At 43.3% G+C, this 17,862-nt stretch carries 21 protein-coding genes; 16 read left to right on the top strand and 5 right to left on the bottom strand.

Annotated features, from left to right (window positions below; translation table 11 throughout):
• The first annotated feature begins 157 nt into the window (after positions 1-157).
• The 3 genes from mnmA (at position 158) to mnmG (ending at position 3,798) form a co-directional block, all read left to right on the top strand.
• Positions 158-1,279, top strand: a complete 1,122-nt coding sequence (gene mnmA, locus HT734_RS02310; protein WP_001282946.1) for a tRNA 2-thiouridine(34) synthase MnmA — start codon at positions 158-160, stop codon at positions 1,277-1,279.
• 140 nt (positions 1,280-1,419) lie between these two features.
• Positions 1,420-1,875 (top strand): NUDIX hydrolase, encoded by a 456-nt coding sequence (locus HT734_RS02315; RefSeq protein ID WP_173277681.1) that lies wholly within the window; start codon positions 1,420-1,422, stop codon positions 1,873-1,875.
• Positions 1,876-1,884: 9 nt separating this feature from the next.
• Positions 1,885-3,798, top strand: a complete 1,914-nt coding sequence (gene mnmG / locus HT734_RS02320) for a tRNA uridine-5-carboxymethylaminomethyl(34) synthesis enzyme MnmG (RefSeq protein ID WP_050248647.1) — start codon at positions 1,885-1,887, stop codon at positions 3,796-3,798.
• Between the two features lie 188 nt (positions 3,799-3,986).
• Here mnmG and HT734_RS02325 read toward each other — a convergent pair whose 3' ends face one another.
• Together HT734_RS02325 and HT734_RS02330 are read right to left on the bottom strand one after the other, a co-directional pair.
• Positions 3,987-5,666 carry a ribonuclease J gene (locus HT734_RS02325; RefSeq protein ID WP_000331983.1) on the bottom strand — a complete coding sequence of 560 codons (1,680 nt, stop codon included), beginning with the start codon at positions 5,664-5,666 and terminating at the stop codon, positions 3,987-3,989.
• A gap of 1 nt (position 5,667) precedes the next feature.
• Positions 5,668-5,901, bottom strand: a complete 234-nt coding sequence (locus HT734_RS02330; RefSeq protein WP_000639572.1) for a DNA-dependent RNA polymerase subunit epsilon — start codon at positions 5,899-5,901, stop codon at positions 5,668-5,670.
• Between the two features lie 280 nt (positions 5,902-6,181).
• On the opposite strand from HT734_RS02330, the gene HT734_RS02335 reads away from it, so the two are divergent.
• Entirely contained in the window at positions 6,182-6,397 is a 216-nt protein-coding gene (locus HT734_RS02335; protein WP_125410835.1) for a hypothetical protein, read from the top strand.
• 323 nt (positions 6,398-6,720) lie between these two features.
• Here HT734_RS02335 and cibB read toward each other — a convergent pair whose 3' ends face one another.
• The gene (cibB, locus tag HT734_RS02340) at positions 6,721-6,873 is read right to left on the bottom strand and encodes a fratricide two-peptide bacteriocin subunit CibB (RefSeq protein ID WP_153223152.1); all 153 of its coding nucleotides are present in this window, start codon (positions 6,871-6,873) and stop codon (positions 6,721-6,723) included.
• 1 nt (position 6,874) lies between these two features.
• Complete coding sequence (cibA, locus tag HT734_RS02345; protein WP_136936678.1) at positions 6,875-7,060, bottom strand: fratricide two-peptide bacteriocin subunit CibA; 186 nt, start codon at positions 7,058-7,060, stop codon at positions 6,875-6,877.
• Positions 7,061-7,251: 191 nt separating this feature from the next.
• On the opposite strand from cibA, the gene tsaB reads away from it, so the two are divergent.
• The 12 genes from tsaB to HT734_RS02405 all read left to right on the top strand — a co-directional run bounded on the left by tsaB (position 7,252) and on the right by HT734_RS02405 (position 17,255).
• Entirely contained in the window at positions 7,252-7,935 is a 684-nt protein-coding gene (gene tsaB / locus HT734_RS02350) for a tRNA (adenosine(37)-N6)-threonylcarbamoyltransferase complex dimerization subunit type 1 TsaB (protein WP_173277679.1), read from the top strand.
• Positions 7,932-8,369 (top strand): ribosomal protein S18-alanine N-acetyltransferase, encoded by a 438-nt coding sequence (rimI, locus tag HT734_RS02355; protein WP_173277677.1) that lies wholly within the window; start codon positions 7,932-7,934, stop codon positions 8,367-8,369. The genes tsaB and rimI overlap by 4 nt, the downstream gene beginning before the upstream one ends.
• A complete protein-coding gene (gene tsaD / locus HT734_RS02360; RefSeq protein WP_173277675.1) occupies positions 8,359-9,369 on the top strand; it encodes a tRNA (adenosine(37)-N6)-threonylcarbamoyltransferase complex transferase subunit TsaD in 1,011 nt (336 codons plus the stop codon). The genes rimI and tsaD overlap by 11 nt, the downstream gene beginning before the upstream one ends.
• A 103-nt stretch (positions 9,370-9,472) precedes the next feature.
• Positions 9,473-10,336, top strand: coding sequence for an Rgg/GadR/MutR family transcriptional regulator (locus HT734_RS02365; RefSeq protein ID WP_173277673.1), 864 nt, complete (start codon positions 9,473-9,475; stop codon positions 10,334-10,336).
• Between the two features lie 230 nt (positions 10,337-10,566).
• Positions 10,567-10,851, top strand: coding sequence for a hypothetical protein (locus HT734_RS02370; RefSeq protein WP_173277671.1), 285 nt, complete (start codon positions 10,567-10,569; stop codon positions 10,849-10,851).
• A gap of 235 nt (positions 10,852-11,086) precedes the next feature.
• Positions 11,087-11,782 (top strand): AzlC family ABC transporter permease, encoded by a 696-nt coding sequence (locus HT734_RS02375; protein ID WP_000659737.1) that lies wholly within the window; start codon positions 11,087-11,089, stop codon positions 11,780-11,782.
• Positions 11,772-12,095, top strand: coding sequence for an AzlD domain-containing protein (locus HT734_RS02380; RefSeq protein WP_033684442.1), 324 nt, complete (start codon positions 11,772-11,774; stop codon positions 12,093-12,095). The genes HT734_RS02375 and HT734_RS02380 overlap by 11 nt, the downstream gene beginning before the upstream one ends.
• Before the next feature lie 103 nt (positions 12,096-12,198).
• On the top strand, positions 12,199-13,029 hold the full coding sequence (locus HT734_RS02385; RefSeq protein WP_124787501.1) for an amino acid ABC transporter substrate-binding protein: 831 nt from the start codon (positions 12,199-12,201) through the stop codon (positions 13,027-13,029).
• A gap of 153 nt (positions 13,030-13,182) precedes the next feature.
• The gene (locus tag HT734_RS02390) at positions 13,183-14,037 is read left to right on the top strand and encodes a MetQ/NlpA family ABC transporter substrate-binding protein (protein WP_125410839.1); all 855 of its coding nucleotides are present in this window, start codon (positions 13,183-13,185) and stop codon (positions 14,035-14,037) included.
• 96 nt (positions 14,038-14,133) lie between these two features.
• A complete protein-coding gene (locus tag HT734_RS02395; protein ID WP_061630435.1) occupies positions 14,134-15,507 on the top strand; it encodes a M20/M25/M40 family metallo-hydrolase in 1,374 nt (457 codons plus the stop codon).
• Positions 15,500-16,561 (top strand): methionine ABC transporter ATP-binding protein, encoded by a 1,062-nt coding sequence (locus HT734_RS02400; RefSeq protein WP_102210303.1) that lies wholly within the window; start codon positions 15,500-15,502, stop codon positions 16,559-16,561. The genes HT734_RS02395 and HT734_RS02400 overlap by 8 nt, the downstream gene beginning before the upstream one ends.
• Before the next feature lies 1 nt (position 16,562).
• The gene (locus HT734_RS02405) at positions 16,563-17,255 is read left to right on the top strand and encodes a methionine ABC transporter permease (protein ID WP_173277669.1); all 693 of its coding nucleotides are present in this window, start codon (positions 16,563-16,565) and stop codon (positions 17,253-17,255) included.
• A gap of 28 nt (positions 17,256-17,283) precedes the next feature.
• Here HT734_RS02405 and HT734_RS02410 read toward each other — a convergent pair whose 3' ends face one another.
• Positions 17,284-17,853 carry an MptD family putative ECF transporter S component gene (locus tag HT734_RS02410; protein ID WP_000748403.1) on the bottom strand — a complete coding sequence of 190 codons (570 nt, stop codon included), beginning with the start codon at positions 17,851-17,853 and terminating at the stop codon, positions 17,284-17,286.
• Positions 17,854-17,862: the final 9 nt, after the last annotated feature.

Genomic DNA, 17,862 nt, shown 5'->3' on the forward strand with positions numbered 1-17,862 from the left:
AGTTAGTGAAAGAGAATATCAGAGGCTGTCAGATTATCAGCCTCTTTCTTGTCTTCTCTAACCAAGCGTGTTATAATGAATACTGCTCAAGCGACCTTCAATCGTGAAGCACACACGACCTTCAATCGTGAATAAACGAATAGATGGGAGACTTACCATGAGTGATAACTCTAAAACACGTGTTGTCGTGGGGATGAGTGGTGGTGTTGATTCGTCGGTGACGGCTCTTCTTCTCAAGGAGCAGGGCTACGATGTGATCGGTATCTTCATGAAGAACTGGGACGACACAGATGAAAACGGCGTCTGTACGGCGACCGAAGATTACAAGGATGTGGCTGCGGTGGCAGACCAGATTGGCATTCCCTACTACTCTGTCAATTTTGAAAAAGAGTACTGGGACCGCGTTTTTGAGTATTTCCTAGCGGAATACCGTGCAGGGCGTACACCAAATCCAGATGTTATGTGCAACAAGGAAATCAAGTTCAAGGCCTTTTTGGACTATGCCATGACCTTGGGTGCAGACTATGTAGCGACTGGGCACTATGCTCGAGTGGCGCGTGATGAGGATGGCATTGTTCACATGCTTCGTGGTGTGGACAATGGCAAGGACCAGACCTATTTCCTTAGCCAACTTTCGCAAGAACAACTCCAAAAAACCATGTTCCCACTGGGGCATTTGGAAAAGCCTGAAGTTCGCAGACTAGCAGAAGAAGCAGGCCTTGCGACTGCTAAGAAGAAAGACTCGACAGGGATTTGCTTTATCGGAGAAAAGAACTTTAAAAACTTTCTCAGCAACTACCTGCCAGCTCAGCCAGGTCGCATGATGACTGTAGATGGTCGCGATATGGGCGAGCATGCAGGTCTTATGTACTATACGATTGGTCAGCGTGGAGGTCTCGGTATCGGTGGCCAACACGGTGGTGACAACGCGCCGTGGTTCGTTGTCGGAAAAGACCTAAGCAAGAATATTCTCTATGTCGGCCAAGGTTTCTACCATGACTCGCTCATGTCAACCAGCCTAGAAGCCAGTCAAGTCCACTTTACTCGTGAAATGCCAGAGGAGTTTACGCTCGAATGTACGGCTAAATTCCGCTACCGTCAGCCTGATTCTAAGGTGACCGTCCATGTCAAAGGAGATAAGGCAGAGGTTATCTTTGCAGAACCGCAACGCGCGATTACACCAGGACAGGCAGTTGTCTTTTACGATGGCGAAGAGTGTCTAGGTGGTGGTTTGATTGACAATGCTTACCGCGATGGACAAGTTTGTCAGTACATTTAGATTGACAAATTTTCTCAATTTGCTACAATAATAAAAGCAATAGAAATGATGGTCAAAGCTCATGGATGTTGCAGGCTTTTTTGTCCTGCACTTCTTTGGAGTTTTGACTGTTTTTGTGTCGTTTAAGGGAAAGGACAAGAATGACTCAACAAGACTTTCGGACAAAAGTAGGAAATACAGTTTTTGGTGTTCGGGCGACAGCCTTGATTCTTCAAAACCGCAAGCTCCTAGTCACCAAAGATAAGGGCAAGTACTATACTATTGGCGGTGCGATCCAAGTCAATGAAAGAACGGAAGAAGCGGTAGTCCGCGAAGTGAGGGAAGAACTGGGTGTCAAAGCTCAAGCTGGGCAACTAGCTTTTGTAGTTGAAAATCGTTTTGAACAGGACGGTGTTTCTTATCACAATATCGAGTTTCATTATCTAGTGAATTTGCTTGAAGATGCCCCATTGACCATGCAGGAAGATGAAAAATCGCAGCCCTGTGAATGGATTGACATAGACAAGCTTGAGGGTATCAATCTAGTCCCAGCCTTTTTAAAAATAGCCCTGCCAGATTGGGACGGCCAACTAAGACACATTCATCTTGAGGAATAGGAGAGAAATATGACTTATAATTTTACAGAAGAATACGATATTATTGTAATCGGTGCGGGACACGCTGGGGTCGAGGCTTCCTTGGCCGCTAGCCGTATGGGCTGTAAGGTCCTGCTTGCGACTATCAACATTGAAATGCTGGCTTTCATGCCATGTAATCCCTCTATCGGTGGTTCTGCCAAGGGAATTGTCGTGCGTGAAGTCGATGCCCTTGGTGGTGAAATGGCCAAGACCATTGACAAGACTTACATCCAGATGAAGATGCTCAACACAGGGAAGGGGCCGGCTGTCCGTGCCCTTCGTGCGCAGGCTGACAAGGAGCTTTACTCTAAGGAAATGCGCAAGACGGTTGAAAATCAAGAAAATCTGACCCTTCGTCAGACCATGATTGATGAGATTTTGGTGGAAGATGGCAAGGTTGTCGGTGTTCGTACAGCGACTCATCAAGAATATGCTGCCAAAGCTGTTATCGTGACGACAGGGACAGCCCTCCGTGGGGAAATTATCATTGGAGACCTTAAGTATTCATCAGGTCCTAACCACAGCCTCGCTTCTATTAACCTTGCTGACAATCTCAAGGAATTGGGTCTCGAAATTGGTCGTTTCAAGACAGGAACGCCTCCACGTGTCAAGGCTTCTTCTATCAACTACGATGTGACCGAGATTCAGCCAGGAGACGAAGCGCCAAATCACTTCTCATACACTTCACGTGATGAGGACTATGTCAAAGACCAAGTTCCATGCTGGTTGACCTACACCAATGGTACCAGTCATGAAATTATCCAAAACAACCTCCACCGTGCGCCTATGTTTACAGGTGTGGTCAAGGGAGTGGGACCTCGTTACTGCCCATCGATTGAGGACAAGATTGTGCGCTTTGCGGACAAGGAACGCCACCAACTCTTCCTTGAGCCAGAAGGGCGCAATACAGAAGAAGTCTATGTTCAAGGTCTTTCAACCAGTCTGCCTGAAGATGTGCAACGTGAACTTGTTCATTCTATCAAAGGTTTGGAAAATGCAGAGATGATGCGAACAGGTTATGCCATTGAGTACGATATGGTCTTGCCTCATCAGTTGCGTGCGACTCTGGAAACCAAGAAAATCTCAGGTCTTTTCACTGCTGGTCAGACCAATGGAACGTCAGGTTACGAAGAAGCAGCTGGCCAAGGGATTATCGCTGGTATCAACGCGGCTCTGAAAATCCAAGGTAAACCTGAGTTGATTTTGAAGCGCAGTGACGGTTATATCGGAGTGATGATTGATGACTTGGTGACCAAGGGAACCATTGAACCCTACCGTCTCTTGACCAGTCGTGCTGAATACCGTCTCATTCTCCGTCATGACAATGCCGATATGCGTTTGACAGAGATGGGACGCGAGATTGGCCTTGTGGACGATGAACGCTGGGCTCGCTTTGAAATCAAGAAAAATCAATTTGAAAATGAGATGAAGCGCCTAGACAGTATCAAACTCAAGCCAGTCAAGGAAACCAATGCCAAGGTTGAGGAGATGGGCTTCAAGCCGTTGACAGATGCAGTGACAGCCAAGGAATTCCTTCGCCGTCCAGAAGTTTCTTATCAAGATGTGGTGGCCTTCATCGGACCAGCTGCAGAGGACTTGGATGACAAGATTATCGAATTGATTGAAACAGAAATCAAGTACGAAGGCTATATTTCCAAAGCCATGGATCAGGTTGCCAAGATGAAACGCATGGAAGAAAAACGCATTCCAGCCAATATCGACTGGGATGACATTGATTCTATCGCGACGGAAGCCCGTCAGAAGTTCAAACTCATCAATCCAGAAACCATCGGCCAAGCCAGCCGTATTTCGGGAGTAAACCCAGCAGATATTTCTATTTTGATGGTGTATCTTGAAGGTAAAAATCGTAGTATTTCTAAAAATCAAGAAAAGAAAGCATAGAGAAAAACAGCTCCGAAGACGGGGCTGTTTTGTTGACTTGTACTCAATGAAAATCAAAGAGCAAACTAGGAAGCTAGGCGTAGGTTGCTCAAAGCACTGCTTTGAGGTTGTAGATAGAACTGACGAAGTCAGTAACATATATACGGCAAGGCGAAGCTGACGTGGTTTGAAGAGATTTTCGAAGAGTATTATTCTTCATCTGGTGTGAGGATCATCGGGATGATGATCGGTTCACGTTCGGTATTTTCATAGAGGAAGGGACGAATAGCGTTGACAATGGCACCATTGACAGATTGCACGCTAGCATCCTTGTTTTTCAGTGCGATACGAATTGCATTGAAGAGGATACGCTGGCTTTGGCGAATCAAGTCACCAGACTCTCTCATGTAGACAAAGCCTCGGCTGAGGATATCTGGACCAGATAGAATCATCTGCGATTTGAAGTCAACAGTTGCGACTGCTAGAACGACACCGTCTTCAGATAGATCACGACGATCTTTGAGGACAGCTGCGCCGATTTCACCGATACGATTTCCATCGACATAGATGTCTTGGGCGTTGAAATGACCTGCGATACGAGCAGAATCTGCAGTAAGGGCAAGCACATCACCATTGCTCATGATAAAGATATTGTCCTTCTCAACACCAGTATCCACTGCTAGTCCAGCGTGGACTTTTTGCATGCGGTATTCACCATGGACTGGCATGAAATACTTAGGCTTAATCAAGCGGAGCATAAGTTTTTGCTCTTGCTGGCCACCGTGTCCAGAGGTATGGATATTGTTAACCTTACCGTGGATAACTTCGACACCAGCTTCAGAAATGATGTTGATTAGCTTGTTGACGCTAGTAGTGTTTCCAGGGATTGGACTTGAAGAGAAGATAACTGTATCACCTGGTTGGAGTTGTACCTGGCGGTGGGTTCCGTTGGCGATACGAGAGAGGGCTGCCATCGGCTCGCCCTGACTACCTGTACAGAGGATCAGAACCTCGCCTGCAGGGTAATCTTTGATTTCATTTGGCTCGATAAAGGTTCCCTTAGGAGCTTTGATGTAACCAAGGTCGATTCCGTTGACAATGGCCTTTTCCATAGAACGACCAAAGACCGCAATCTTACGTCCAGTCTTAACAGCAGCTTCAGTTGCTTGCTGGAGACGGAAGATATTTGAGGCAAAGGATGCAAAGATGATACGTCCTTCAATGCCTTGGATAATCTTCATGATGGACTGGCCAACGACTTTTTCAGAGTTGGTAAAGGTTGGCACTTCCGCATTTGTTGAGTCAGACAGAAGACAGAGAACACCTTCTTCACCAAGGGCTGCCATACGGTGCAAGTCCGCAGGTTCTCCAACTGGAGTAAAGTCGAACTTGAAGTCACCTGTACAGACAATTTTCCCTTGAGGAGTATGAATGACAATCCCCAAAGGTTCTGGAATAGAGTGAGTCGTTCTAAAGAAAGTTGCCTTGAGATTTTTAAAGGTCAACTCAGTGTTGTGGTTGATTTCGTAAAGTTTGGCGTTGCGCAAGAGGCCGTGTTCTTCGAGTTTCCCACGGATCAAAGCCAAGGCAAGCGGTCCAGCATAGATAGGGACATTTGCTTGCTTGAGCAGGAATGGAATCCCACCAATGTGATCCTCGTGTCCGTGTGTGATTAAGACAGCCTTGACGCGGTCGATATTGTCCACGATGTAAGAGTAGTCAGGAATGACATAGTCGATACCTAGCAAGTCATCCTCTGGGAATTTAATCCCAGCATCGACGATGATAATCTCGTCTTGGTATTCAATCCCGTATGTATTTTTCCCGATTTCTCCCAGACCACCGATGGCAAAAACGCCGACTTCTTCAGGTTTAAGAGTATAGGCCATATTAGAACTCCGTAATTTCGAAGGCGCCAGTTTCTTTTTCGTAATCTAGCAATTTGTCAGACAAGAGTTCGATATACTCGATATTGTACTCTGGGCGATTTTCTTCGACAAGTTGGCGAGCAGCGATACGGCCCTCAAGTTCTGAGCTGGCATCGATGTCTAGGTAAAGTGCGCGTGTAGTTTCACGACGTGGGCTACGTTCTTTTGTTTCTTGGTAAAAAACTTTGTAAATCATATAGTTCCTTTCTATTTTACAGGTCAGCTTATTCCAAACTTTTAGCAGAGATTTGCTTGATTTCATTCCATTTTGTGTCTAGATTGACCTTGATTCGTTACAATTGTTTCAATTATAACATAAAATGAAAAATTAGTAAAAGACGGAAACGAGAAAGTTAGGAGGCGATCTCTTTAGTAAGCGTTTGCAAAAATAGAGAAAATATGTTATCTTGATAATGGAAGTGGAATTTATCGTTTGTCACAATTCCCTATAGTTTTTAAGTCAAGGAGATTGCCCTATGATTAGTTTGTTTGAATTTGCGATAGGAGTTCGTTTGCTAGCTTTTATCGTTTTTGTTGCTTGCGTTTATGGAGGGAATCTTCTGTTTGCAAAACTAGAACAACGACAAAGCAAGTTCTTGTGGAAAATTACCTTTGTGACTCTCTACTCGATCTTTCTTCTCCTTGTAACCTATGTCGTTTGGTTGGTATTTTACTTTGGATTAAATGCTTAGATGCCCTGCTCATGCTGGGGCATTTTTGTTTGGGGATATAGTGATAGTAGATTTACGACACGAAAATTCCACCCCATCTATCAAGATGAGGTGATCTTTGCATTTTTCTAAAATGACATGACAATGGAATTTTCAGAGCTTATTAGTTTTATGTTAATAATTCTTCTGTTCAAAAATAGAGTTGAAACATAAAAATAAAACAATACAAACAGATAAATCGAATGGTAAAGGGATAGTAGTAATGTTTAAATCATTGAGAATACTGAGCAAACTGTAAGAGATAAAGATAATAAAATTTATCCTTCTAAAAATGTGTCTTTTATCTAGCATGACTTACCAAACTTTTTACGGAGATCTTTCCCAATGGTATAAGCTGCCATAAATAAAGCGATACCAACACCTACACCAAAACCACCCTTGATTTCTTGCAATTCCTTATTAGTAATTTCACGATAGTTGTTCAAACCTTTCATCATATTAATCTCCTCCTAAAAAATAACCAGCTGCCAAACCAGAACCTACAAGTGCTGTTCCACCTGCAATAGCTTTCCAAGATACTGCTACTCCAAAGATAATCAAGGGAGCGAGACCGCCATCAATATCTGATAATTCATTTTCAGATAGGGATAAAAATTGATTGTCAAGAACGTCAAAATTTGTCATTGAACTTTCCTCCTTTTTTCTTGTTCACCTTTATATTCGGAAAAGAAAAGGAAAAGTGAAATTTTTTTTGAATCTTATTTGCGAATAGTTTTTGGCCTAAGTATAGGCATTTTTGTTTGGGGGCAAAGAAAATTCCCATGTGCCAGCTTTTGTAGTATAATAGTAAGCAGACAAAAAGATAGGAATGTGTTATGAAAGTATTAGCTTTTGATACGTCCAGCAAGGCTCTTTCTCTCGCTATTTTAGAGGATAAGCAGGTTCTTGCTGAGACGACTATTAATATTAAGAAAAATCACAGTATTACCCTCATGCCTGCCATCGATTTTTTGATGGCAAGTTTGGACTGGACACCCAAGGACTTGGATCGAATCGTGGTGGCTGAAGGACCAGGTAGCTACACAGGCTTGCGAATTGCGGTGGCAACTGCTAAGACCTTAGCTCACACTCTGAACATTGAGTTGGTTGGGATGTCGAGCCTCTTGGCTCTGGTGCCCTACCAACAAGAAGGTTTGTTCGTCCCTTTGATGGATGCGCGTCGCAATAATGTTTATGCAGGATTTTATGAAAATGCTAAACCTGTCATGCCAGAAGCACACCTGCCCTTTGAGCAAGTGATTGAGCTAATCAAGGGTGCTAGTCAGGTTACCTTTGTCGGAGAAGTCGGCCCCTTTGTGGAGCAGATTCAAGAACACTTGCCAAGGACTAATTATAAAGAAACCTTGCCAAATGCAGCCAATCTTGCTCTTTTGGCCTGGGACAAGGAAGCAGACTCCTTGCATGATTTTGTGCCGAACTACCTCAAACGTGTTGAGGCTGAGGAAAACTGGCTCAAGAACCACACCGAGTCTGGTGAGTCCTACATTAAACGCCTATGATAGAAATCAAACGAACTCAACAGCAACCTGATCTGGCTCAAGCCATCTACGCTGTTATGATAACTGTTTACTCAGTCAGTCCTTGGAAGCTGGAACAAATCCAAGCAGACCTGGCTCAAGACCAGACTTGGTATGCTTTGGCTTATGATGGGGCCGAAGTGATTGGATTTCTAGCTGTACAGGAGAATCTTTTTGAAGCAGAAGTCCTGCAAATCGCTGTCAAACAAACCTATCAGGGTCAGGGAATTGCGTCAGCCTTGTTTGCTCAATTGCCGATAGATAAGGAGATTTTCCTCGAAGTCAGAAAGTCAAATCAACGAGCGCAAGCATTTTACAAGAAAAAAAAGATGGCAGTCATCGCTGAGCGAAAGGCCTACTACCATGACCCAGTCGAGGACGCCATCATCATGAAGAGAGAAATAGATGAAGGATAGATATATTTTAGCATTTGAGACATCCTGTGATGAGACCAGTGTCGCCGTCTTGAAAAACGACGACCAGCTCTTGTCCAATGTCATTGCTAGTCAAATCGAGAGCCACAAACGTTTCGGTGGCGTAGTGCCGGAAGTAGCCAGTCGTCACCATGTCGAGGTCATTACAGCCTGTATCGAGGAAGCTCTGGCAGAAGCAGGAATTACGGAAGAGTACGTGACAGCTGTTGCGGTTACCTATGGGCCAGGATTAGTTGGAGCCTTACTAGTTGGCTTGTCAGCTGCTAAGGCCTTTGCTTGGGCACATGGACTTCCACTTATCCCTGTTAACCACATGGCTGGTCACCTCATGGCAGCTCAAAGTGTGGAGCCTTTGGAGTTTCCCTTGCTAGCCCTCTTGGTCAGCGGTGGACACACAGAGTTGGTTTATGTTTCTGAGGCTGGTGACTACAAGATTGTTGGGGAAACGCGAGATGACGCGGTTGGTGAGGCTTATGATAAGGTCGGCCGTGTCATGGGCTTGACCTATCCTGCAGGTCGTGAGATTGATGAGCTAGCTCATCAGGGGCAGGATATTTATGATTTTCCTCGTGCTATGATTAAGGAAGATAATCTGGAGTTTTCATTCTCAGGTTTGAAATCTGCCTTTATCAACCTTCACCACAATGCCGAGCAAAAGGGAGAAAGCTTGTCAACGGAGGATTTGTGTGCTTCCTTCCAAGCAGCAGTTATGGATATTCTCATGGCAAAAACTAAGAAGGCTTTGGAGAAATACCCTGTTAAAACCCTTGTCGTGGCAGGTGGTGTGGCAGCCAATAAAGGTCTCAGAGAACGTCTAGCAGACGAAATCACAGATGTCAAGGTCATCATCCCTCCACTTCGCCTCTGCGGAGACAATGCAGGTATGATTGCCTATGCCAGCGTCAGCGAGTGGAACAAAGAAAATTTTGCAAGCTTGGATCTCAATGCCAAACCAAGCCTCGCTTTTGATACCATGGAATAAAGAGTCAGCTTAAGGCTGGCTTTTTTGTTCTCTTAAATGTCAGAATATTTTGACAAAACTATAAAAATAATGATATAATATATACAGAATAGGAGGTGGTCAGATGATTGAGAGAATGGAATTGGGAGAATTTTACAAGGAATTGCGCTTGGCGAGAAAGCTCAAGCAGTCAGATGTGGCTTGTGCTGGACTAACAGCTTCTCAGTTGTCTAAGTTTGAACTAGGGCAGTCTATGTTATCTGCGGACAAGCTGATCTTAGCCATCCAAGGAATCAATATGAATTTTGATGAGTTTGGGCACAAGCTCAACAACTATCAAGAATCCCCACATATGCGAATTGGTAGAAGGGTTGTGGATCGCTTTGCCCATCAAGATATTGCTGGCTTAGAGCAACTGTTGGAGGAAGTCGAGCAAGAACAGATGGCGCAGACCTATTGTCGTTTGAATGCTATTGTAATCAAAGATGCCATCCATTCACTAGATAAAAGCTACCCACTAGAAGAGGAGGATAGGGAGTTTTTGACGACCTACCTCTATGCTATCGAATCTTGGACCTGGTTTGAACTCTATCTTTTTTGCAATACCATGCCTTTCCTAAGCAATCAAGATTTGATATTTTTATCAACCGCTTTAATTGAGAAATCTAAAGAATTTAAAGAGTTAGTACACAATCGATGGTATATGAAAAGTGGTTATCTTAATATCATCTCAGAACTTATGGAGCGCAAGCTATTTTCTTATATTCCAATCTTTGAAGCTGAGCTGGAGCGCATGCTCCGTCCATACGATGTTTTTGAAAAAGTATTGTGGCAGTTTTTAAAGAAAATGCAGATTTTTCTTCAAACCAAAGGAAGCAATCAAAAAGAGATTGAACACTTTATCCAATCTCTGCAAGTATTAGAAAATCCACAATTGACAGCCCTTTTTGAATTGCGTTTGCAACAATACAAAGAGCTTATCGATTAACAAACAATCGCAAAAATGACATTTCTATGAGAAAAAATGTCAAATATGCGATTTTTTAAAATAAGCAAATTTCTGTGTTATACTGTCCTTGTAAAGTACTTAAAGCAAATTCTAAGTCGTAGAAGTGGTTTATAGATGAGAATTCGGACAGTATATGTTTAATTCTGAGCATGCTGTAAATGGCTGGACTAAAAGTGAAACTTGGCGTCCTAGATAAAATGAGGTAAACGATGGAAAAGCAAAGTCAGTTACAAATTTTAATTCATTCCCTGTACAATAATAAAGAAATTAGCTTGACGGAAGACTTTAGGAAGAAATTGCTAGAAACAGCGAAACAGTTCTCTAGTACTAGTGAAGATTTGTTAGCTGCACGTCTCTCATTTGCCGTCTCTAAAGAATTATTGGGCTTTAAAGGTGAACCGCCGACAGAGTTGTTGGATTTAGCAAAAATTGTCCAAAAGAAAGAAGCCAAATACAAGCAGGGAATAGTGTGGTCTGGTATTTTTAAGATATGATTCATTATAAATACGGTATAACATCGTATAATGGATGAATCTAAAATGAAAAAGAATATAAGCAAGGCTTGGACCTCAATGCCAAACCAAGTCTCGCTTTTGATACGATGGAATAAAATGGAGTCTGTCTGATTACAATCAGCAGACTTTTTTCTCTTTCCTGAATGTGTTATAATAGTCCATGCTGTGGCTGGAGCCTTTTCAGCCCGCTTATTAAGACAATATGAGGAGAAAGATGAAAGAAAAAGGATTTTGGGAGGGGGCGCAGGCGGCTATGCCAACAGCCCTTGGTTATGTCAGTATTGGCCTTGCCTGTGGGATTATCGGTGCGCCCTATGTGACACCTGTTGAGATGGGCTTAATGAGCCTCTTTGTTTATGCTGGGAGTGCCCAGTTTGCCATGTTGGCCTTGATTGCGGTTCAGGCGCCTGTGGCAGCTATTGCTATGACGGTCTTTTTGATTAATTTGCGTCTCTTTTTGCTGAGCTTACATGCGTCGACCTATTTCCGTCATACTAGTCTCTGGCACAATATCGGTATGTCTAGTATCTTGACGGATGAGACTTATGGTGTTTTAATGGGAGAATTGGCCCATACAGACAAGGTCAATCCTATGTGGATGCATGGAAACAATCTCAACAGCTATGTGGCTTGGTTTGTGGGAACAGTGGTCGGAACGGCTCTAGGTGGCCTATTGCCAAATCCAGAAATCTTTGGTTTAGATTTTGCCCTAGTTGGGATGTTCATCGGCATTTTTGCTTCGCAATTCCAGATTATGCAAAGACGGATCCCTGTCCGCAATCTGCTTATTATTCTAGCAGTTGTTGCGGTGTCCTTCTTTTTGCTCTTGACAGTGGTGTCTCAGTCACTAGCTGTTCTGTTTGCGACCTTGCTAGGTTGTACAATGGGGGTGGTTTTAGATGGTCAGTAAGTATCTTTTATTAGCAGTTATTTTCTCTGGCTTGGTGACGTGGATCCCCCGTATGATTCCTTTCATCTTGGTCAAGTATAGGGGCTTGCCTGCGATCGTTGAGCGTTTTTTGAAGTTCTTGCCCGTTTCTATTATCTTTGCCTTGATTCTTTCAAGTGTAGTGACAGGCAAGGTTGGGAGTCTTCCTCAAATTAAATGGCTAGACTTCTTGGCAGTCTTTCCAACCGCTTGGGTAGCCTTTCGATACCGCAATCTAGTCGGAACAGTTCTCTTTGGAGTTGTCTTAATTGCCGTCCTGCGTTTACTATTTTAAATGGGCTATAAAGAAAATCTATCACAGAGATAAATATCATATAATGGCATAATTACTTTTTTTCTGATAAGATAATAAGGTATTCTATTTTGGAGGAAATGACATGAAAAAAATCGTTAAATACTCATCTCTTGCTGCCCTAGGGCTTGTTGCTGCAGGTGTGCTAGCAGCTTGCTCAGGTGGTGCTAAGAAAGAAGGAGAAGCAGCTAGCAAGAAAGAAATCATCGTAGCAACTAACGGATCACCAAAACCATTTATCTATGAAGAAAATGGTGAATTGACAGGTTACGAGATTGAGCTTATTCGTGCTATCTTTAAAGACTCAGACAAGTATACTGTCAAGTTTGAAAAGACAGAGTGGTCAGGGATTTTCCCAGGACTTGATAGCGATCGTTACCAAATGGCCGTTAACAACCTCAGTTATACCAAAGAACGTGCAGAGAAATACCTCTACGCAGCGCCAACTGCTAAAAACCCTAACGTTCTTGTTGTGAAGAAGGACGACACTAGCATCAAGTCTCTTGATGATATCGGTGGAAAATCTACTGAAGTCGTTCAAGGAACAACCTCAGCTAAACAATTGGAAGCATACAACACAGAACATGCGGATAATCCAACTGTCCTTAACTACACTAGAGCAGACTTCCAACAAATCATGGGACGCTTGAGCGATGGCCAATTTGACTACAAGATTTTTGATAAAATCGGTGTTGAAACAGTCATCAAGAACCAAGGTTTGGACAACTTGAAAGTTATCGAACTTCCAAGTGACCAACAACCGTACGTTTACCCACTTCTTGCTAAAGGTCAAGATGAGTTGAAAACATTTGTAGACAAACGCATCAAAGAACTCTACAAAGACGGAACTCTTGAAAAATTGTCAAAACAATTCTTCGGAGACACTTACCTACCAGCAGAAGCTGATATTAAATAATTATTTGAAGTCATCCATTCTGATTCAGATGGGTGATTTCTGAGTCTTTAGGGATATAGTTTTAAACTATATATCTGACTATCTAATAACAATTTGTGAAATAAAACAAATTGTGAGATACTAGTACGGTATTATTTTTAAGGAGAAAGAATCATGAAAATCAAAAAATGGCTTGGTGTAGCAGCCCTTGCTACAGTCGCAGGTTTGGCTCTTGCAGCTTGCGGAAACTCAGAAAAGAAAGCAGACAATGCAACAACTATCAAAATCGCAACGGTTAACCGTAGCGGTTCTGAAGAAAAACGTTGGGACAAAATCCAAGAATTGGTTAAAAAAGATGGCATTACCTTGGAATTTACAGAGTTCACAGACTACTCACAACCAAACAAGGCAACTGCTGATGGCGAAGTAGATTTGAACGCTTTCCAACACTATAACTTCTTGAACAACTGGAACAAAGAAAACGGAAAAGACCTTGTAGCCATTGCAGATACTTACATCTCTCCAATCCGTCTTTACTCAGGTTTGAATGGAAGTGACAACAAGTACACTAAAGTAGAAGACATCCCAGCAAACGGAGAAATCTCTGTACCGAATGACGCTACAAACGAAAGCCGTGCGCTTTACTTGCTTCAATCAGCTGGTTTGATTAAATTGGATGTTTCTGGAACTGCCCTTGCAACAGTTGCTAACATCAAAGAAAATCCAAAGAACTTGAAAATCACTGAATTGGACGCTAGCCAAACAGCTCGTTCATTGTCATCAGTTGACGCTGCCGTTGTAAACAATACCTTCGTTACAGAAGCAAAATTGGACTACAAGAAAGCACTCTTCAAAGAACAAGCTGATGAAAACTCAAAACAATGGTACAACATCATTGTTGCGAAAAAAGATTGGGAATCATCACCTAAGGCTGATGCTATCAAGAAAGTTGTTGCAGCTTACCATACAGATGAAGTGAAAAAAGTTATCGAAGAAACATCAGACGGTTTGGATCAACCAGTTTGGTAATAAGAAACAGGGAGGTGGGAGAGAGAATTCCACCTCTTGCTTTTGTATAGAGCAGGGATTGTCAGAAAAAGTAGTTCATAGAAAGGTAGAGAGAATATGGTTTTTCCTAGCGAACAAGAACAAATTGAAAAATTTGAAAAGGATCATGTAGCCCAGCATTATTTTGAGGTTTTGCGTACCTTGATTTCTAAGAAATCAGTCTTTGCCCAGCAGGTGGGTCTCAAAGAAGTTGCCAACTATCTGGGTGAGATTTTCAAGCGTGTTGGGGCTGAAGTGGAGATTGATGAGAGCTATACGGCGCCCTTTGTCATGGCGCATTTCAAGAGTTCGCGTCCAGATGCCAAGACCCTGATTTTCTATAACCACTATGACACTGTGCCAGCGGATGGGGATCAGGTGTGGACAGAAGATCCTTTTACTCTTTCAGTCCGCAATGGCTTTATGTATGGGCGTGGGGTTGACGATGACAAGGGTCATATCACAGCTCGTTTGAGTGCTTTGAGAAAATATATGAAGCACCACGATGACCTGCCTGTCAATATCAGTTTTATCATGGAGGGTGCGGAGGAATCGGCTTCGACAGATCTGGATAAGTATTTGGAAAAACATGCGGATAGACTCCGTGGGGCGGATTTATTGGTCTGGGAACAAGGGACCAAAAATGCCTTGGAACAGCTAGAAATTTCTGGTGGAAATAAGGGGATTGTGACCTTTGATGCCAAGGTGAAAAGTGCTGATGTCGATATCCATTCGAGTTATGGTGGGGTTGTGGAATCAGCTCCCTGGTACCTCCTTCAAGCCTTACAGTCTCTTCGAGCTGCAGATGGCCGTATCTTGGTTGAAGGCTTGTACGAAGAAGTACAAGAGCCAAATGAACGTGAATTGGCCTTGGTGGATACCTATGCCCAACGAAATCCAGGGGAAATCAGCCAGATTTATGGTTTGGAATTGCCTCTCTTACAAGAGGAGCGTGCAGCCTTTCTAAAACGTTTCTTTTTCGAACCAGCCCTTAATATCGAAGGGATTCAGTCAGGTTATCAAGGGCAAGGAGTTAAAACGATTTTGCCAGCAGAAGCCAGCGCTAAGCTAGAAGTTCGTTTGGTTCCTGGCCTAGAACCGCATGATGTTCTGGAAAAAATTCGGAAACAGCTAGACAAAAATGGCTTTGATAAGGTAGAATTATACTATACCTTGGGAGAGATGAGCTATCGCAGCGATATGAGCGCGCCAGCCATTCTCAATGTAATCGAGTTGGCCAAGAAATTCTATCCACAGGGCGTTTCAGTCTTGCCGACTACAGCTGGGACAGGGCCTATGCATACGGTCTTTGATGCCCTAGAGGTGCCAATGGTGGCCTTCGGTCTAGGAAATGCCAATAGCCGAGACCATGGTGGAGATGAAAACGTGCGAATCGCCGATTACTACACCCATATTGAATTAGTAGAGGAGCTGATTAGAAGCTATGAGTAGAGATATTATCAAGTTAGATCAGATCGATGTGACTTTTCACCAGAAGAAGAGAATCATCACAGCGGTCAAGGATGTGACCATTCACATCCAAGAAGGGGATATCTACGGGATTGTAGGATATTCTGGAGCAGGGAAATCAACCCTTGTACGGGTGATTAACCTCTTGCAAAAACCATCTGCAGGGAAGATTACTATTGATGATGATGTGATTTTTGATGGCAAGGTGACCTTGACGGCAGAGCAGTTGCGTCGTAAACGTCAGGATATCGGGATGATTTTCCAGCATTTCAACCTGATGAGCCAGAAGACAGCAGAGGAGAATGTAGCCTTTGCCCTTAAACACTCTGGACTCAGCAAGGAAGAAAAGAAGGCTAAAGTAGCCAAGTTGTTGGACTTGGTTGGCTTGGCGGATCGTGCTGAAAACTACCCTTCACAATTATCTGGAGGGCAAAAACAGCGTGTAGCCATTGCGCGTGCCTTAGCAAATGATCCAAAAATCTTGATTTCAGACGAGTCAACTTCTGCCCTTGACCCTAAGACAACCAAGCAGATTTTGGCCTTGTTGCAAGATTTGAACCAAAAATTAGGCTTGACGGTTGTCTTGATTACGCATGAAATGCAGATTGTCAAAGACATTGCCAATCGTGTGGCAGTTATGCAGGATGGGCATTTGATTGAAGAGGGAAGTGTCCTTGAAATCTTCTCAGACCCTAAACAACCTTTGACTCAAGACTTTATCTCAACAGCCACAGGGATTGATGAAGCTATGGTCAAGATTGAGAAGCAAGAAATCGTGCAACATCTGTCTGAAAACAGTCTCTTGGTACAGCTCAAGTACGCAGGTGCTTCAACAGACGAACCACTTTTGAATGAATTGTATAAACATTACCAAGTAACGGCTAATATCCTCTATGGGAATATCGAAATCCTCGATGGCACTCCTGTTGGAGAATTGGTGGTGGTCTTGTCAGGTGAAAAAGCAGCGCTAGCAGGTGCCCAAGAAGCCATTCGTCAAGCAGGTGTGCAGCTAAAAGTATTGAAGGGAGGACAGTAAGATGGAATCATTGATTCAAACCTATTTACCAAATGTCTATAAAATGGGCTGGGCTGGTCAGGCTGGTTGGGGAACAGCTATTTACCTAACTCTTTATATGACAGTTCTTTCCTTTATTATTGGAGGTTTCTTGGGGCTGGTGGCAGGTCTTTTCCTTGTCTTGACAGCGCCGGGTGGTGTTTTGGAAAATAAAGTTGTTTTTTGGATTTTGGATAAGATTACCTCTATTTTCCGTGCGGTACCATTTATCATCCTCTTGGCAGTCTTGTCACCCTTCTCTCATCTAATCGTAGGAACAAGCATTGGTCCAAATGCGGCTATCGTACCGCTATCTTTTGCAGTCTTTGCCTTCTTTGCCCGTCAAGTACAGGTGGTATTGGCTGAGCTAGATGGTGGTGTCATTGAGGCGGCTCAAGCTAGCGGAGCGACATTCTGGGATATCGTAGGTGTTTATCTATCCGAAGGTCTTCCAGATTTGATCCGTGTGACGACTGTAACCTTGATTTCACTAGTCGGTGAAACAGCCATGGCCGGTGCGGTTGGAGCTGGTGGTATCGGTAACGTAGCCATCGCTTATGGATTTAACCGCTACAATCACGATGTAACTATCTTGGCAACCATCATTATCATTTTGATTATCTTTACAATCCAATTCTTGGGAGACTTCTTGACTAAGAGATTGAGCCATAAATAAAAAGAGCCGTGTGGCTCTTTTTTAGTAATCAGATTTTTTGTGCCAATTTTTTACTCAAGGCTTGTCCAATCAAAGCACCCACTAGGGCTCCGATGACAATACTTGCGATAAATAGAAGGACGGTTCCAGGGTTTGGTGCGACCATGATACGGTCGATATATTCTTGCGATTTTCCTCTTGCCAGAAGGGTAGCCATATAGGCTTTGGGAGTAATCCACATAAGCAAGATTGGTCCTGATGTGCTAAAGGCAAAAATAAGGAAAGAAAGGAGGTTCTTTGTTTGGTCCTTGTATTTTCCGAGGTTAGCTACTCCATCTGCTAGGAGGCCACAGATAATTCCAGGAAGGAAGGCACCAGCACCGTGTTTAGTTCCCAAGAAAAAGAGGGCCATGACAAGGCCGATAGTGGTAATGGCTCCAAATCGCGGAACTTTTGCGACTAGGATCATATAGACGCTGCCGCCTACAAGGCCAGTAAAGGCAGGCGCATAAAACATGTTTCCAGTTTGGTCAAAGAGATTGCCCAAAAGGACACCAATCCCCATGCAGAGGAAGTAAAGAACTGCAAAAAGCAGTGTAGTTAAGATAGATTTTTTCATGAGTTGTCT

It is taken from the genome of Streptococcus sp. k-90 (assembly GCF_013277565.1).
Taxonomy (GTDB): domain Bacteria; phylum Bacillota; class Bacilli; order Lactobacillales; family Streptococcaceae; genus Streptococcus.

Bases quoted from the DNA above. Each gene is read 5' to 3' on its own strand.
- mnmG (WP_050248647.1), top strand. From the start codon at position 1,885: ATGACTTATAATTTTACAGAAGAATACGATATTATTGTAATCGGTGCG.
- cibB (WP_153223152.1), bottom strand. From the start codon at position 6,873: ATGATGAAAGGTTTGAACAACTATCGTGAAATTACTAATAAGGAATTG.
- tsaD (WP_173277675.1), top strand. From the start codon at position 8,359: ATGAAGGATAGATATATTTTAGCATTTGAGACATCCTGTGATGAGACC.
- HT734_RS02400 (WP_102210303.1), top strand. From the start codon at position 15,500: ATGAGTAGAGATATTATCAAGTTAGATCAGATCGATGTGACTTTTCAC.
- HT734_RS02365 (WP_173277673.1), top strand. From the start codon at position 9,473: ATGATTGAGAGAATGGAATTGGGAGAATTTTACAAGGAATTGCGCTTG.
- tsaB (WP_173277679.1), top strand. From the start codon at position 7,252: ATGAAAGTATTAGCTTTTGATACGTCCAGCAAGGCTCTTTCTCTCGCT.
- HT734_RS02410 (WP_000748403.1), bottom strand. From the start codon at position 17,853: ATGAAAAAATCTATCTTAACTACACTGCTTTTTGCAGTTCTTTACTTC.
- HT734_RS02395 (WP_061630435.1), top strand. From the start codon at position 14,134: ATGGTTTTTCCTAGCGAACAAGAACAAATTGAAAAATTTGAAAAGGAT.
- HT734_RS02325 (WP_000331983.1), bottom strand. From the start codon at position 5,666: ATGGCCTATACTCTTAAACCTGAAGAAGTCGGCGTTTTTGCCATCGGT.
- HT734_RS02330 (WP_000639572.1), bottom strand. From the start codon at position 5,901: ATGATTTACAAAGTTTTTTACCAAGAAACAAAAGAACGTAGCCCACGT.
- cibA (WP_136936678.1), bottom strand. From the start codon at position 7,060: ATGACAAATTTTGACGTTCTTGACAATCAATTTTTATCCCTATCTGAA.
- HT734_RS02385 (WP_124787501.1), top strand. From the start codon at position 12,199: ATGAAAAAAATCGTTAAATACTCATCTCTTGCTGCCCTAGGGCTTGTT.
- HT734_RS02315 (WP_173277681.1), top strand. From the start codon at position 1,420: ATGACTCAACAAGACTTTCGGACAAAAGTAGGAAATACAGTTTTTGGT.
- mnmA (WP_001282946.1), top strand. From the start codon at position 158: ATGAGTGATAACTCTAAAACACGTGTTGTCGTGGGGATGAGTGGTGGT.
- HT734_RS02390 (WP_125410839.1), top strand. From the start codon at position 13,183: ATGAAAATCAAAAAATGGCTTGGTGTAGCAGCCCTTGCTACAGTCGCA.
- HT734_RS02380 (WP_033684442.1), top strand. From the start codon at position 11,772: ATGGTCAGTAAGTATCTTTTATTAGCAGTTATTTTCTCTGGCTTGGTG.
- HT734_RS02375 (WP_000659737.1), top strand. From the start codon at position 11,087: ATGAAAGAAAAAGGATTTTGGGAGGGGGCGCAGGCGGCTATGCCAACA.
- HT734_RS02370 (WP_173277671.1), top strand. From the start codon at position 10,567: ATGGAAAAGCAAAGTCAGTTACAAATTTTAATTCATTCCCTGTACAAT.
- rimI (WP_173277677.1), top strand. From the start codon at position 7,932: ATGATAGAAATCAAACGAACTCAACAGCAACCTGATCTGGCTCAAGCC.
- HT734_RS02405 (WP_173277669.1), top strand. From the start codon at position 16,563: ATGGAATCATTGATTCAAACCTATTTACCAAATGTCTATAAAATGGGC.
- HT734_RS02335 (WP_125410835.1), top strand. From the start codon at position 6,182: ATGATTAGTTTGTTTGAATTTGCGATAGGAGTTCGTTTGCTAGCTTTT.